This is a genomic window from Corynebacterium sp. LK33, from assembly GCF_014334955.1.
In the GTDB taxonomy this organism is placed as follows: domain Bacteria; phylum Actinomycetota; class Actinomycetes; order Mycobacteriales; family Mycobacteriaceae; genus Corynebacterium; species Corynebacterium jeikeium_D.
On sequence record NZ_PDGU01000011.1, the window covers coordinates 84,750 to 99,185 of the forward strand.

The 14,436-nt window shown below is 59.2% G+C and carries 15 protein-coding genes; 8 read left to right on the top strand and 7 right to left on the bottom strand.

The features are described from left to right. The first annotated feature begins 75 nt into the window (after nucleotides 1-75). Nucleotides 76-453, top strand: a complete 378-nt coding sequence (locus CRD20_RS03730) for a hypothetical protein (RefSeq protein WP_187404854.1) — start codon at nucleotides 76-78, stop codon at nucleotides 451-453. Between the two features lie 14 nt (nucleotides 454-467). Continuing rightward, nucleotides 468-944 carry an META domain-containing protein gene (locus tag CRD20_RS03735; RefSeq protein ID WP_070546660.1) on the top strand — a complete coding sequence of 159 codons (477 nt, stop codon included), beginning with the start codon at nucleotides 468-470 and terminating at the stop codon, nucleotides 942-944. Here the strand turns inward: CRD20_RS03735 and CRD20_RS03740 are convergent. Both CRD20_RS03740 and CRD20_RS03745 read right to left on the bottom strand, forming a co-directional pair. Then, complete coding sequence (locus CRD20_RS03740; RefSeq protein WP_016421442.1) at nucleotides 926-1,549, bottom strand: flavin reductase family protein; 624 nt, start codon at nucleotides 1,547-1,549, stop codon at nucleotides 926-928. The genes CRD20_RS03735 and CRD20_RS03740 overlap by 19 nt on opposite strands. A 103-nt stretch (nucleotides 1,550-1,652) precedes the next feature. Further along, nucleotides 1,653-2,759, bottom strand: a complete 1,107-nt coding sequence (locus CRD20_RS03745) for a LacI family DNA-binding transcriptional regulator (RefSeq protein ID WP_187404855.1) — start codon at nucleotides 2,757-2,759, stop codon at nucleotides 1,653-1,655. Between the two features lie 317 nt (nucleotides 2,760-3,076). Here CRD20_RS03745 and CRD20_RS03750 point away from each other — a divergent pair, with 317 nt between their 5' ends. Genes CRD20_RS03750 through CRD20_RS03760 form a run of 3 tightly spaced genes read left to right on the top strand, consistent with a single transcriptional unit; the run spans nucleotide 3,077 to nucleotide 5,660 of the window. Further along, on the top strand, nucleotides 3,077-4,105 hold the full coding sequence (locus tag CRD20_RS03750; RefSeq protein WP_187404856.1) for a metal ABC transporter solute-binding protein, Zn/Mn family: 1,029 nt from the start codon (nucleotides 3,077-3,079) through the stop codon (nucleotides 4,103-4,105). A gap of 2 nt (nucleotides 4,106-4,107) precedes the next feature. Beyond that, nucleotides 4,108-4,788, top strand: a complete 681-nt coding sequence (locus CRD20_RS03755; protein ID WP_070767250.1) for a metal ABC transporter ATP-binding protein — start codon at nucleotides 4,108-4,110, stop codon at nucleotides 4,786-4,788. Further along, complete coding sequence (locus tag CRD20_RS03760; protein WP_187404857.1) at nucleotides 4,788-5,660, top strand: metal ABC transporter permease; 873 nt, start codon at nucleotides 4,788-4,790, stop codon at nucleotides 5,658-5,660. Before CRD20_RS03755 ends, CRD20_RS03760 begins: the two co-directional genes overlap by 1 nt. A gap of 555 nt (nucleotides 5,661-6,215) precedes the next feature. Here the strand turns inward: CRD20_RS03760 and rlmB are convergent. The 3 genes from rlmB to CRD20_RS03775 form a co-directional block, all read right to left on the bottom strand. Further along, a complete protein-coding gene (gene rlmB / locus CRD20_RS03765; RefSeq protein WP_187404858.1) occupies nucleotides 6,216-7,160 on the bottom strand; it encodes a 23S rRNA (guanosine(2251)-2'-O)-methyltransferase RlmB in 945 nt (314 codons plus the stop codon). 57 nt (nucleotides 7,161-7,217) lie between these two features. Next, nucleotides 7,218-8,621, bottom strand: a complete 1,404-nt coding sequence (gene cysS, locus CRD20_RS03770; RefSeq protein ID WP_049194066.1) for a cysteine--tRNA ligase — start codon at nucleotides 8,619-8,621, stop codon at nucleotides 7,218-7,220. Between the two features lie 139 nt (nucleotides 8,622-8,760). Further along, nucleotides 8,761-9,336 carry a CarD family transcriptional regulator gene (locus CRD20_RS03775; protein ID WP_005510159.1) on the bottom strand — a complete coding sequence of 192 codons (576 nt, stop codon included), beginning with the start codon at nucleotides 9,334-9,336 and terminating at the stop codon, nucleotides 8,761-8,763. Nucleotides 9,337-9,490: 154 nt separating this feature from the next. On the opposite strand from CRD20_RS03775, the gene CRD20_RS03780 reads away from it, so the two are divergent. Together CRD20_RS03780 and radA are read left to right on the top strand one after the other, a co-directional pair. After that, nucleotides 9,491-10,177, top strand: coding sequence for a hypothetical protein (locus CRD20_RS03780; RefSeq protein ID WP_070603942.1), 687 nt, complete (start codon nucleotides 9,491-9,493; stop codon nucleotides 10,175-10,177). Nucleotides 10,178-10,469: 292 nt separating this feature from the next. Next, entirely contained in the window at nucleotides 10,470-12,029 is a 1,560-nt protein-coding gene (gene radA, locus CRD20_RS03785; protein WP_187404859.1) for a DNA repair protein RadA, read from the top strand. Here radA and CRD20_RS03790 read toward each other — a convergent pair. Together CRD20_RS03790 and CRD20_RS03795 are read right to left on the bottom strand one after the other, a co-directional pair. Continuing rightward, complete coding sequence (locus tag CRD20_RS03790) at nucleotides 12,026-12,745, bottom strand: hypothetical protein (RefSeq protein WP_187404860.1); 720 nt, start codon at nucleotides 12,743-12,745, stop codon at nucleotides 12,026-12,028. The two genes, radA and CRD20_RS03790, sit on opposite strands and share 4 nt — an antisense overlap. Before the next feature lie 4 nt (nucleotides 12,746-12,749). Then, nucleotides 12,750-13,382: a carbonic anhydrase gene (locus CRD20_RS03795; RefSeq protein WP_070653300.1), complete on the bottom strand. Its 633-nt coding sequence runs from the start codon at nucleotides 13,380-13,382 to the stop codon at nucleotides 12,750-12,752. 29 nt (nucleotides 13,383-13,411) lie between these two features. On the opposite strand from CRD20_RS03795, the gene CRD20_RS03800 reads away from it, so the two are divergent. Continuing rightward, nucleotides 13,412-14,344, top strand: coding sequence for an A/G-specific adenine glycosylase (locus CRD20_RS03800; RefSeq protein ID WP_304505181.1), 933 nt, complete (start codon nucleotides 13,412-13,414; stop codon nucleotides 14,342-14,344). Nucleotides 14,345-14,436 lie beyond the last annotated feature (92 nt).

The window sequence follows — 14,436 nt, forward strand, 5'->3', positions numbered from 1 at the left end:
GGAAGCGTGTGGTGAGATGGCTGGCAGAAGTAGGTGAATGGGGCGCAATTAAGGCCATGCTTGCCAGGAGGATTCGTGCCACCGAAGGTCACAGACACTCGCACTGCTCAGAACGAGGCTCTTCACAAGGTCGAAGAAAAGACCGCTGCTGGCGCACGGCGAATTGTGGCTACCTTCGCCGAGGACTTCTACGATGCCGTCACTCTGATGTGCATGCTCGGAGTGGAGAAGGAAGGCCTGAGCTTCAAGAAGGTTCACGAGGAGTACGAGAAGGAAAACGCTCCGAAGACCGCAAAGCGCACACGCAAGTCCACTAAGAAGACTGCGAAGAAGTCGACCAAGAAGGCTGCAAAGAAGACCACTCGTAAGACGACGAAGAAGGCTGCCAAGAAGGCCGCTAAGAAGACGACGAAGAAAGCTGCCAAGAAAACAACCAAGAAGGCAGCTAACTAACGGGGTCACGCAGCATGGGTCTTAGCGGGAAAAAGGCGGTTGCCGCAGTAGCTGTCGTTGCGGCAGTGTCCATGACGGCTACCGCATGCCAGGCAAAGCCGGCAGCGGAGATCGTCGGCAAGCAATGGCAGATAACCGCAATTTTTGATGACCCAAACCTGCCCCACGGTGTGCCGGACGGAACTCAGGCGCCGACTATTACGCTGGGACAGACAACATATGCCTTCGCTGATTCCTGTGGCAACGGCTCTGGTTCGCTGCAGTGGAAGGGCGAGGCGGTCGAATTCGGCGCCCCGGAGCAGACTCGCAGTTTGGACTGCTCAGACCAGGCGCAGACCTATTCGGAGCGCTTCCACAAGATTGTTGCGGGCGAATTCGTCTACACGCAGGACAACAATGGTCTGCGCATGCGAGAGATGAAAGACCCCAAGCCAGGCGAGGATCGCCGTGGCTGGACTGCGACAACCTCGGGTTACACCGAGGGGCGCTGACGCCACTTCTGATCGACAGGCGCATCGGTGCCGGGGTGAGAAACCCGTGCGTAAGAACCGCGGTGGTAAATGAGCGGATTGATTTCTTCACGCTTGCCGATAGCCACAATATCCGCCGTCACAATCCAGTGATCGCCGCCTTCGTAAACATCGACGACGGTGCAATCAATCCACACGGAGCAGCCGTGCAATAAAGGGTTGCCCAGCTCAGAGCGGGTCCACTTCCCCGTCTTGAACTTTTCGCCATTACTGCGGCCGAAGGCTGCCGAGATATCCTCCTGATCCTCGGCCAACACATTGACGGAGAAGCGTCCAGCGTTCCGTATATGCGGCCAGGACCGCGAGGTCTTCATGACAGTAAACAGAACCATCGGTGGAGTGAGACTCAGCGAGGAAAAAGACTGGCAGGCGAAACCGTACGCTTCGCCTTCATCCTCGGTGGCGATAATGGTCACGCCAGTGGTGAACTCACTCATCGCGCCACGGATCGACATTTCATCCAATTCGACGGGGCCGCCAAGTTCGACATGGTCGTCGCGGGTAGCTTCCGGACTATTGAGAGCCGCAGCTGATCGGTCGGTGCTCGAATTTGTTGAATCTGTCATGTAATAGACCTTAATCTGAATCCGAACACAGTAAAGACGAGGTGGGGTTTACCACCCCAAGAGCCCCCGATAGCGCCACGATGTTGTTACCCTCGTCGGCCCGCTACCCGGCTGACGGTGCCGACGGCGCTGCGGTTGTCGATCCAACGACAAACTCAGTCTCTAACAAGACGCGAGGAGCGCGACCGCGGTCCTCGCGTGCGGCCTCAAGTTCCTCGGCCAGCGCGCGGCCGACGGCAATGCCCTTCTGCCTATTCGGCTGAATTACAGTGGTCAGCTTGTGGAAGAGGGCGCGCTCGATTCCGTCAAAGCCTGTGATAGACAGGTCCTCCGGAACACGAATTCCGTTCTCCTTGGCATATTCCAAGACCGCAATTGCCTGAGTATCCGTGGTACAGACCACCGCCGTGAGATCCGGGTTGTCGGTCAGCAGCTGGCGAGCCGCATCGCGGTTATTCTCGCGGTCATTGAGGTGACGCTCGATGATAGGCACATCTGCCTGCTGAATACCGGCCTCGGCAAGCGCTTCCAGCGCACCTTCGACGCGGTTCTTCTGCACCTGGTGATGAGCTTCTGCCAGCCGCTTCTCCGTGACATATCCCGAGTTCGGGGTACGCGACAAGCGCACCGAAAGGATTCCCACCTTGCGATGTCCCAGTTCAGTCAGGTGCCGCACCGCGGGCTTGATGGCCTCACGGTCGTCGATGCCCACAAACGGTAGAGCCGCCGCATCTGCAGGCTGGTCACACACGACCGTCGGCAAGCCGCGAGCGCGCACGGCAGCGAGGAACGGGTCGTTGTCCGCGACGGAGTAGACCACGAAACCGTCGACCACCGCTTGCCGAATCAGATTGAGATCTACGTCCCCGCCCTCCTCGGAGGAAGCTGGAATGACCAACATGGAGTCGCCCATTTCGCCGAGCTCCTCTGCGAGGCCGGCGAGAAAATCCACCGACGCAGGGTCTTCAAAAGCGAACGGGAGGTGCTCGGTGAACAGCACGCCGATGGCGCCAACCCGGCGCATGCGCAGACCGCGAGCCATTGGGTCCGGCCCGGGATAGCCAAGCCGCTCCGCAGTTTCCAAGATGTGCTCTCGCAACTTCTCCGAGAGCTGGTCAGGACGGTTGTAAGCGTTAGACACAGTCGTGCGCGAGACCCCAAGTTCTGCAGCGATGGAAGCCAAGGTGCCACGACGACGCCGACTTTGCACGGAATACCGACCCTTCTTGAAAAACCAACAGCGACTGCCCGCTCAGATATCTTCGTCCAGCTACCTCAGGTAGAAAACCTCGATTTTATGGAAAAGAACTACAACGAGCATCACACGCATCTAATCGCGGACAACTTTACCCAACGAATGTGCGCGACTGTCATTTCGGCCACTCCGGCAGAGGCCCGCCTTGTGACTGGGTCTCCGCAGCCCCTACTATGTTCTTTGAACTAAAAGACAACTGTTTTCAATAGCGGTTAATGCTCAGGAGCTGAATAAAAGGAATAATTCAGCCCGCAACAGGATTGGATACATACATGAAGGCACGCTTTTCCACGCGCATCGCGGCGCTAGTCGCCAGCGCCGGCCTCGTCGCAGGTCTCGGCGCATGCTCCAGCAATGATGACAGCGCTACGTCCGCGGGCAAGTCCGAAGACACCATTAAGGTGGTCACCTCCACCAAGGTCTGGGCAGACGTCGCCGACGCAGTCACCGACGACGAGAAGGTCTCCATCGACCCGATTATCGCGTCCAACGACATCGACCCTCACTCCTACGAACCGGCCGCAGCCGACATGGCAAAGGTAGAGGACGCCGATATTCTCGTCGCAGGTGGCGGGCATTACGACGCATGGCTGACCTCCTCTCTGCGTGACGCAAAGGACAAGGTCATCATCTCTGCGCTGCCGCAGGAAGAAGGCCACGACCACGATCATGACCATGATCACGAAGGTCACGACCACGACCATGAGGGTCACGACCATGATCACGGGGGCCACGAGCACGACCATGAAGGCCACGAGCATGATGGCGAAGGTCACGACGACCACGAAGGCCACGAGCATCACCACCATGACGGCGAAGCCAACGAACACGTCTGGTACGACACCGATGCGGTTGAAGAAACTGCAGAGCAGCTCGCCGAAGCTCTGACCAAGCTGGGCGCCAAGGCCGACACCAAGGCCGTCGATAAGGAAATCAAGGACATCGAAGAGGCCAAGAGCAAGCTCAAGGCCGCTAAGGTTGCTCAGGTTCACCCGCTGGCCGATGACATCCTGAAGGACACGAAGGTCGAGGACATCACCCCGAAGGGCTACCGTCAGTCCACGCTGAATGAGTCCGAGCCGTCGGCAAGCGATGTCAATGAAATGCTGAAGCTGATTGAGTCCGGCGAGCTGGACTATCTCATCGACGCACCGCAGACCCACGACCAGGTCTCGCAGCGACTCGTCGAGGCAGCCAAGGCAAAGGGCGTTAAAATCGTCGATGTTTTTGAGTCGCCGAGCGCTGACCAGTCGTTCTTTGACCTCTACAAGCAAACCCTTTCCGATATGGAGTCCGCATAGCTTTGCCCTCACTGACTTTTACTGACGCAGCCGTCGAGCCGCTGTGGTCCGGTCTCAATTTGAATATCGAACCTGGCGAGTTCTTGGCCATCCTGGGCCCCAACGGCGTCGGCAAATCCACGCTGCTGACCACTGCCCTTGGCATGCGCCGGCTGACTCACGGTTCAGTAAAAGTCGACGGGAACCTCGGCTACATTCCGCAGCAGCGGATGTTCGAGCCCTCACTGCCCATTCGGGTTCGCGACCTCGTCGAGCTGGCGGCCGGCAAGAACCGCTCCGCCACCGACGAAATGCTGGGCTTTGTCGGCGCGGGCGGTATTGCGGACCGTCGCGTCGGCACGCTCTCTGGCGGTCAGCAGCAGCTTGTCCGTCAGGCGCAGGCGCTCGTTTCGGCGCCGGATTTTTTGCTTTGCGACGAGCCTCTGCTCTCCCTCGACCCTGCGGCGCAACGGACCACGGTCGAGCGCCTGGACCGGCATCGCAGGGAAAACGACACGGCAGTCGTCTTCGTCACCCACGACATCAACCCCATCCTGGGCGTCTGTGACCGGGTGCTCTACCTGACGCCGCATGGACATGCGGTCGGATCGGTCGAGGAAATCATCACTTCAGAGACGCTCTCGGAGCTCTACCAAACCAACATTGCGGTTGCCCGTGTCGAGGGAAAGCTGGTTATCGTCTAATGACCCTACTGACTCAGTATTTCTCCGACACCGCTGCTCTGCTCCAAGTCGGGTTCGTCCACAATGCTCTCATCGCGGCAGCTTTGCTCGGACTGATCTCCGGCATTATCTCGCCCCTGATTGTCATGCGGCAGATGAGCTTCACCGTCCACGGCACCAGTGAGCTAGCGCTCATGGGCGCATCCGCAGCTCTACTACTTGGTGTCAGCGTCAGCAGCGGTGCCATTATCGGCTCGGTGGTCATCGCAATAGTCCTGGCAGCACTGTCGCTAAGAGGACGCCAAGATGCGGTTGTGGGCGTGGTCTTGAGCTTCGGTATGGGCCTATCGGTGCTGTTTATCCACCTCTACCCTGGCCGAACCAGTACCGCGTTTTCACTTCTCACCGGCCAGATCATTGGCCTGACTGACACTTCTCTATGGACGATGGCCATCGTCGCGGTCATCGTCGTCGGCGGCATTGCCTGGAAATGGCGGCCGCTGCTATTTGCCTCCGCCGACCCCATCATGGCCGCCGCCTGTGGTGTCAACGTCAAGGCGCTATCGATCTACTTCGCGATTCTCACCGGTCTCGTCGCCGCCCAGGGCGTGCAAATTGTCGGCTCCCTGCTCGTCATCGCCCTGATTATCACCCCGGGTGCCGCGGCCGCATTCGTCACCGCCTCGCCGGTGAAGGCCATCATCCTTTCGATTATCTTCGCCGAGGTCGCGGCTGTTGGCGGCATCGTCCTCTCGCTCGCACCGGGCATCCCGGTCAGTGTTCTAGTGACGACAATCGCGTTTGTCATCTACCTCATCTGCTACGCCATTGGAGCGGTGCAATCGCGCAAGGCAACGCGTGACGACGTCCAGGCAGCCAAGTGGAGCAAATAGATACATACGCTTTTCGGAGTGGCTTTTAAAACAACAAAAACACCGGGCAGCCCCTCGAGTGGCTATTGCGGAGAAGATGCGTCCACCTTCCCTCTTGCCACCGAGGGGCTGCCCGTATTTTTGCTGGATTCTCAAAAGAAGACTCCAACACCCCCAGCTCTTTTCAAGACTGCGAGACTGCCGATATGGGATGACCCGGCAGACAGAAAAACTAACACTGACGATATCGTGGTCTGACATCACAGTGACCTAAAAGCTAGCTGTACAAGCCACCGCTAGGTCCGTGCGCTCCCCTAAACTACGGTCAAATACGCCCCCATTTCTAGGAGCATCATTTGCCCACCCTCCCCTCGGGAAACGACGGATAATTTTCTGTTGAAATTGATAATAACGCCGCTATTTTCCCAGCGCACGCCAGGAATAGAATTATTTTTAAAGCGCTGAACTACTGGGGGTAGCCATAAGTACCGGCCAGAATCTAGAACTCAAAATACCCCACGTAAACGCCATTACTATAACGAATTGATAATGGCGCCTACGGGGGTATCAAATGCGCTACTGGCTACTCTTTGCCCGGCGCTGGCGGGCAAACTCACTCAGAGTCACACCGGCAGCAACGGAAGCATTGAGCGACTCAACCCATCCGGCCATCGGAATGGACATGATGGTGTCACAGGTATCGCGCACGAGGCGCGAAAGCCCCTTGCCCTCAGAACCGACGACCACAACCACCGGGGTGGTTCCGTCATAAGTATCCAGAGTGTGATTGCCACCAGCATCCAGCCCAACAACCTGGTAGCCAGCCTTCTGGAACTGCTTGAGCGAGCGCACCATATTGGTCGCCCGCGCAACCGGCAGACGCGCAGCAGTACCAGCAGAGGTACGCCAGGCGACGCCCGTAATGGCAGCCGAGCGACGCTCCGGAATCACCACACCGTGACCACCAAAGGCCGCCACCGAGCGAATGACCGCACCCAGGTTACGCGGATCAGTGATGTTATCCAGGCAGACGATAAGGCCCGGCTCCCCTGTCTTGGCCACCGAATCAATCAGATCTTCGACAGATGCGTACTTGTACGGCGGAATCTGCAGGCCGATACCCTGGTGCATGGTGTTGCCGGTCATGGTGTCCAACTCGTGGCGAGGTACCTCGCGAATCGGGATACCACGGGAGTTAGCAATACGCACTGACTCCTGCAGGCGCTCGTCATTGTCGGTACCCAGCGCCACAATCAGCGCGGCCGCTGGCACCTTTGCATGCAGGCACTCCACGACCGGGTTACGGCCAACTACCAGCTCGGTGCCATCCCCCTTGCGCTCATGACGCCCCGAGTCACGGCGGCGCTTCTCTTTCGCCCGCTTATGAGCTGCGTGATAAACGCGGTCCTCTGCTTTCGGGGTCGGCCCCTTGCCACGCAAGCCACGCTTTTGACCACCGGAGCCGCCAACGTTCTTCTTGCTTGCCTTGCGCACTGCACCACGACGACCGTTGCCTGCCATAGCTACCTGCTTCCTGTTGTTAATAGTTTTCTTTAGCCTAAAGCCAGCTTTTCAGCCCTAGTCAGCGACAGACCATGCCGGACCATCCGCGGTATCAGTTACCTCGATACCCGCTTCCTTCAGACGATCGCGCACAGCATCAGCCGTAGCCCAGTCCTTCTCTGCACGAGCCCGGGTGCGTTCCTCCAACTGGTGCTCAACCAGCACACCGAGCGCATGCATTGCTGCATCAGAACTGGAATCGGAGGTTGCCCACTGCTCATTCAGCGGATCGAACCCAAGGACTGCGGCCATAGCGCGGACAGCACCGGCAATCTCCTTGGCCTTGGTCTCGTCGCCGTCGGCAAGCGCCTGATTACCTCCACGAACAGCGTTGTGGATTTCCGCGAGCGCGCGTGGGACGGCGAGGTCATCGTCGAGCGCTGCTTCGAACGCCGGCGTCCACTCACCAATTTCGATATCGCCGAGCTTATCGACGGCACGGTGCATAAACGCCTCGATACGACGGTAGCCCGCTGCCGCTTCCTGCAGAGCCTCCTCGGAGTACTCCAGCACGGAGCGGTAGTGCGCACTACCGAGGTAGTAACGCAGCTCAACCGGACGAACCATGGTCAGGATATGCGGCACGGACAACACGTTGCCGAGCGACTTCGACATTTTTTCGCCGGCCATTGTGACCCAGTGGTTGTGCATCCAGTAGCGGGCAAAGCCGTCGCCGGCTGCGTGCGACTGCGCAATCTCGTTTTCATGATGCGGGAACTGCAGGTCGAGGCCGCCACAGTGGATGTCGAACTCCGAGCCCAAGTAGTAGGTGGCCATGGCGGAGCACTCCAGGTGCCAGCCCGGGCGGCCATTGCCCCACGGCGTCGGCCACGAGGGCTCGCCCGGCTTGGCAGCCTTCCACAGTGCGAAATCGTGCGCACCGCGCTTGCCCGGAGTATTGGTCTCGCCCTGCTCCATCTCGTCGACGCGGTTGCCGGACAGGCTGCCGTAGTCGCTGCCTTCAGCCTTGGACCAGGCATCCACGTCGAAATAGACGCTGCCATCGACAGCGTAGGCGAAGCCGTTATCCATCAGACGCTGCATGTACTCCACCATCTGAGTGACATGCCCGGTAGCGCGCGGCTCAACGCTCGGCGGGAGAACACCGAGCTGGTTGTAAGCCCAGGTAAATTCACGTTCAAAGCGGGAGACCCATTCCCACCAAGGGCGGCCGTGCTCGGCGGCCTTGTTCAAGATCTTGTCATCGATATCGGTAACGTTGCGCACAAAGGCGACGTCATACCCCTTGGCGATCAGCCAACGGCGCAAGATATCAAAGGCCACGCCGGAGCGAACATGGCCAATGTGCGGCTGAGCCTGCGGGGTCGCACCGCACAGGTAAATGGAGGCATGCCCCTCGCGGAGGGGCTCAAAATCCTTCAGTTGGCGGGTTGCGGTATCGAAGATTTGAAAAGTCACAGCCCCGAGCATAGCGGGGAAATAGATACGGGTGAAAAAGAGAAAACGGCTAGCGCACACGGGCAATGTGTGTGCGCTAGCCGTTGACCGGAAAAGTGCAGAAAATCCCTACTGGAAGGAACCGGGGAAGGGAAACGATTTATGCGTCTGCGTCCAGGTCCACCGGCTTATCGTCGGCCTCGTCCTTCTTCTCACCGGCGGCACCTTCCTGTGCCAGGGCGCGGTGACGCTCGATAGTGGCATCGACGCGGGCAAAAACTTCCTCGACCTTGGCCTCATCAACGCCGTCGGCAAGCGCGAGCTCACCGACGAGAACCTGGCGAGCCTTGCTCAACATACGCTTTTCGCCGGCGGACAGACCACGATCCTGATCGCGGCGCCACAGGTCACGAACTACCTCAGCGACCTTGTTAATGTCGCCCGAACCCAGGCGCTCCTGGTTGGCCTTGTAGCGACGGGACCAGTTGCCGGCCTCTTCCACGTCGGTCTCACGCAGAACGGAGAAGACCTTCAGCAGCCCCTCTTCACCGACAACGTCGCGGACACCGACCAGCTCGGCATTCTTGGCGGGCACCTGGATATTCAGATCACTCTGCAGAATCTGCAGTACGAGGTACTGAACGGTCTCACCGTTAAGCTCTCGTTCAATGATGTTTTCGATTTTCGCAGCTCCGTGGTGCGGATAAACTACGGTATCGCCAATGCTGAATTCCATGTAATGCACACGCCCTTTCCAACGGCCTTCCACCCTATCATGTCCCCCCATGATTTTACGGGTAGTATGAGAACATCTTAGGAAGACACTAAGGTGTTCTTTAAATACTGAAAATCCTATCGCCCATCCTCAAGCTACTGGAGGAAATCTAGTCATGGCCTTCAAGTCCGTACTTCGCCGCAGCGCCCTCATCACCGTCTCCGCAGCATCCGCAGTTGCACTTGCTGCTTGTGGCGCCGGTCAGATTTCGCAGACCGCAAATCAGCACCCGGCTGTAGACGGTGCGATGAACGGCGGCGAAGATGCTGCCGGCAAGGGTGCTGAGAACACCAACTCGGCTCTTGGCTTCGTCAACATCCGCGACGCTCACATCCTGGTTGACCCGGAGGCTGGTACCGCTGGTCTGAAGTTCTCCGCCAGCAACCAGCAGCGCGCTACCGAGTCGGTCTACACGCTGAAGTCCGTGACCGTTGAAGGTATCGGCGAGGTTGAGCTGAAGAAGGTCGCTGAGACACCTTCCTTCGCTAAGGCTGCAAAGGGCGAGGACTCCCTGCCGCGTGAGTGCCAGATTGTTGCCGGCCCGAAGTCCGTCATCGATCCGCTGGCTAAGACCGCCAAGGACAACACCGGCTGCATCGCGTACTACACCAATGAGCTGGACCCGAGCACCCTGGTTGGCGACAAGAGCAGCGCTGCTGGCCAGAACCGCGAGGCCACCTTCGAGTTCACTGACCCGCAGGGCCAGACCAACACCTACGACCTGGACATCACCATCTCCGCTGACATTCTGGAAGCTGGTGCACCGAACCGCGGTGCTGACGGCATGATTGAATCCAAGTAATCGCAGCACAGTGGTGTTCCTGCGCTGTTCGCGCGCAGCGCACTTTTAGGCGCTGGTACAGCGCAGTCCTGTCCCGCAAATAACGCGAGGCGCTTCATCGAGCGGGCATGGGCGATTGGTCGCTTGATACGGGTCACGGCAGTACAGTCATCCTTGACACAAGTCATTCACACTGCCCTGGCCCGCTCTCGCGTATCTGGGGTGAATTTTCTCGCGACATTCACCGCATACCGCACAACACACGTTGTGGAGTCTGTCGTGTCCCCTCTCTTGAAGCAAAGGTGGTTGCACCGTGGCCAAGACCAAAGACGAAGCCTACGAATGCTCAGCATGCGGCTGGCAGGTGTCGAAATGGGTCGGCCAATGTCCCAACTGCAAAGAGTGGGGCACGCTAGAGAAGGTCACTATCCGCTCCAGCGGTGGGAAGTCCGCCTCCACGCTGGAGGACAAAATTGCCGCACGGGCAGCCAAGCAACGTCGCCGTAGCGCTGCCGCAACGGAGCCCGGCGCGCGGGGTGGTCGTCGTAAAGCATCTTCCACTTCCGTCGCAGCTGAAAGCCAGCGTCTAGCACAGCGCGCGCTTGACGACGAGGCGGAGGAACGTTTCCTCGCCGAGACCTCCGCAACAGATCGAATCCCCACTTCATCTTCCGAGTTGACCGCGATTACGGGGATTTCCGCCAAGGCTGCGCACGCGGTGCGCACGGGCATCGGTGAACTGGATCGAGTGCTCGGTTCCGGTATTGTGCCGGGTTCGTTGGTGCTCTTGGCGGGCGAACCGGGGGTTGGTAAGTCGACGCTGCTACTTGAAGTGGCCTACCGCTGCGCGGACGGCGATTTGGGGCCGACGCTTTACGTCACCGGTGAGGAATCGGTCGGCCAGGTGCGGCTGCGTGCCGAGCGCACTGGCGCACTGTCAGACTCGCTGTACCTGTCGGCGGTGTCGAATATCGAGGACGTCATCGATCTGACGCTGGAGCTCTCCCCCGGTCTGCTCATTGTGGACTCTGTGCAGACGATGCGTGCCGACGTCGAAGGTGCTCGCGGTGGCGTTGCCCAGGCTCGCGCCGTAACCTCTGCTCTGGCGGCGCTGGCAAAGGAGACCGGAACTGCGATTTTCCTGGTAGGACACGTAACCAAGGACGGCAATGTGGCCGGCCCGCGCACAATGGAACACCTGGTTGATGTGGTGCTCAACTTCGAGGGTGATAGGCATTCGGGGCTACGCTTCTTGCGCGGCCTGAAAAACCGTTTCGGAAGCACCGATGAAGTGGGCTGCTTCGAGCAGACGGCGGGCGGCATTGCGGAAGTTGAGGATCCCTCGGGGCTGTTTTTGCATCACCGAACGCCGACCTCGGGAACTGCAATTACCGTGGCCATGGATGGCCGCAGACCGCTGCTGGCGGAGGTGCAGGGCCTGGTAATCAACACCGAGGCACATAATCCACGACGCAATGTCTCTGGTCTCGACCCGAGGCGCGTGCCGATGGTCGCGGCCGTGCTGACTGAACACGGTAACTTCAAGCAGTTGGCCCGCATGGAGATGTACGTGTCCACCGTCGGCGGAATGACGCTGTCGGAGCCTGCCGCGGACCTGGCGATTGCGCTGGCACTGGCCTCATCCATGACTAAGCGGACCTTCCAGGACAAAACCATTGCACTCGGCGAACTGGGGTTGGCCGGCGAAGTGCGGCGAGTGACCGATTTGGAGTGGCGCCTTAAGGAAGCTCATCGAATGGGCTTCGACACGGCAATTGTGCCCAGAGGCGCAAAAGGCCCGGCAGGGATGCGGCTGCTGGAAGCAGGCACCGTTGCCGAGGCCATTGAGCTTGGGTTAGGAGCTAAGCGCTAGCGCATGTTGAACGTGTAGGCGTCAGAGTTGTTGTCACCAATCACGCCGTAGAAGATGTACGACCCGGAGGGAACTGGGACCCGGTCTTCCTCGGAGCACTTGTTCGGCGCCGAGGTCAGACGCGACCAGGTGGCGGCATAGTTGACTTCCTCGCCCGGTGCCAATACCAGTTCACCGTGGCCTTCGGAGTCATTGCAGTCCACATCCGACCAGACTCGCTCATACGTTGCCAGGTCGTACACCTCGAAGCGCAACTGCTGCTCATCAAGGTTCACGCGGCATTCACCGCCGGTGGGATTGTGGACGGTAATCGCCAGAGTCGGCTGCTCATCGCCGTAGTTCGGCTGATCCGAGGTGGCCGTCACCTGTAGATCTGCAAGGGTACAGTCCTTTTTGCTCGCAAGCGCCGCCTGAGCGTCATCCTTCGCGGAGTCTTCGCCTTCCTTGTCGCCCTTCTTGGCGTCCTTGTCAGACTTGTCAGACTTGTCGTTCTTCGAGTCCTTGTCAGGCTTAGGCGCGTAAGGTTCCTTGGGCTGTTCCGGAGGAGTCACCTCTTTCCCGTCATCCCTGGTGACATTCACCGGTTCAGAATCCTCGCTGTCCCGGTTTACCAGTGCGGAAATACCCCAGCCCAGGAGAACGAGGATGATAACGAGCAACACCGCCGCGGCGATACGCCGACGCCGGTAGATTTCTGGAGGCAGCTTATTGGTCACACATTTAGGTTAGCGGGTTCTCGCTGACTCCATGGGTAACGACGGTCTCAGCGCGTCCGTCCTCCAAGCGGTACCGCATACCGACAACGCCCACCTCGCCGGTCTCCAGTCGCGACGAAATCTCCGGTGAGCGATCAATAATGTGATTAACAATCTCGCGCACGTGGCGACGCTCAAATTCGTCGATTTCAGTCTCGCCATCCTTGCGAGCCGCCAACAGCGACGGGGTGACCTTTTCAATCAGCACACGCTGGAAACCACCCGGCAGGTCGCCACCGTCCAGTGCATTCTTCGCCGCAGCCACAGCGCCGCAGGACTCGTGGCCGAGAACAATCACCAGCGAAACTCCAAGACCATCAACCGCGAACTCCAGCGAAGCCAGCACCGACAGGTCGGTGATCTCACCGGCGGTACGAATCACAAATACATCGCCCAGACCCTGATCGAAAATAATCTCCACCGGAGCGCGAGAATCCGAGCAAGCCAGCACAACGGCCTTCGGCTTCTGCCCCTGCGTCAGCTGCTTACGACGAACCAAGTCCTGGCGAGGATGCGCAGTCTTGCTCTCACAGAAGCGGAGGTTTCCACGCACCATCGATTGCCATACACTCTCAGGAGTCCTCTCAGAATTGCTCATAGCTATATTGTGCAACGACTCCGCTGTTTATGGGAAAGCGAGAATGTAGATTGACCTCTGCAATTAACCAATCCGACGACTTCGACGAACACGTCGATGCCGCCTTACGTGATTGGTATCGCACCAACATGCGGCCACTTCCCTGGCGCGAAGAAGGCACTTCACCATGGGCTGTGCTCGTCAGCGAAGTGATGAGTCAACAGACTCCCGTCGCCCGGGTGACCCCCTCGTGGCGCGCCTGGCTGGAAAAATGGCCCACCCCAGCCGATTTGGCAGTCGCGCCCAAGGATGAAGTTCTGCGTATGTGGGGAAAACTCGGCTACCCCCGACGTGCACTCCGGCTGCGTGAATGCGCAGAAAAAATCGTCGAAAAGCACGACGGCGAAGTGCCGAGCGACGTGGACACACTGTTAGCCCTTCCGGGGGTAGGAGACTACACCGCTCGGGCGGTAGCGGCGTTTGCCTTTGGCGTGCGTACGCCGGTGGTGGACATCAACGTGCGCCGCGTACTCCGGCGACACCGTCAGGGCACGTACCTACCCGGCATCGCCAAACGCGCCGACATGGCGCTCGTCGAAGAGTTCCTACCACTCGACCCCACGACTGCGGCCGAGACTTCCGTCGCACTCATGGAACTCGGCGCTACCGTCTGTCGAACGACACCCGAGTGCGAGGTATGCCCCATCGCCACCAGTTGCGCCTGGATTGCCGCGGGTCGCCCCGAGCCCGAAGACCACGAAATCGCCGCTGCTAAACGCCGTGTGCAGAAGTTCGAAGGCACCGACCGCCAAGTCCGGGGCTTGCTTCTCGACGTGCTCCGCGCCGCCGACTCTCCCGTCGAACAGGCCGCTCTCGATGCGGTCTGGGATGATGCACATCAGCGTTCCCGCGCACTGTTTTCCCTGCTTGACGACGGACTTGCGGAGCAAACTCCCGATGGCCGCTTCCAGTTGCCCCGTTAAAGCCGAGGCAATGCTCCGGTAAAGACCAGATTCGGACAAGTGCGTTGCCTAGAATTAGGAGCATGAATGCCTCGCTCCATCGATCTCAGCGC

Excerpts from the sequence above, each read along its gene's own strand:
- CRD20_RS03750 (WP_187404856.1), top strand. The coding sequence starts at position 3,077 with ATGAAGGCACGCTTTTCCACGCGCATCGCGGCGCTAGTCGCCAGCGCC.
- CRD20_RS03735 (WP_070546660.1), top strand. The coding sequence starts at position 468 with ATGGGTCTTAGCGGGAAAAAGGCGGTTGCCGCAGTAGCTGTCGTTGCG.
- CRD20_RS03775 (WP_005510159.1), bottom strand. The coding sequence starts at position 9,336 with ATGGAATTCAGCATTGGCGATACCGTAGTTTATCCGCACCACGGAGCT.
- rlmB (WP_187404858.1), bottom strand. The coding sequence starts at position 7,160 with ATGGCAGGCAACGGTCGTCGTGGTGCAGTGCGCAAGGCAAGCAAGAAG.
- CRD20_RS03795 (WP_070653300.1), bottom strand. The coding sequence starts at position 13,382 with ATGAGCAATTCTGAGAGGACTCCTGAGAGTGTATGGCAATCGATGGTG.
- CRD20_RS03760 (WP_187404857.1), top strand. The coding sequence starts at position 4,788 with ATGACCCTACTGACTCAGTATTTCTCCGACACCGCTGCTCTGCTCCAA.
- CRD20_RS03800 (WP_304505181.1), top strand. The coding sequence starts at position 13,412 with ATGGGAAAGCGAGAATGTAGATTGACCTCTGCAATTAACCAATCCGAC.
- CRD20_RS03780 (WP_070603942.1), top strand. The coding sequence starts at position 9,491 with ATGGCCTTCAAGTCCGTACTTCGCCGCAGCGCCCTCATCACCGTCTCC.
- CRD20_RS03740 (WP_016421442.1), bottom strand. The coding sequence starts at position 1,549 with ATGACAGATTCAACAAATTCGAGCACCGACCGATCAGCTGCGGCTCTC.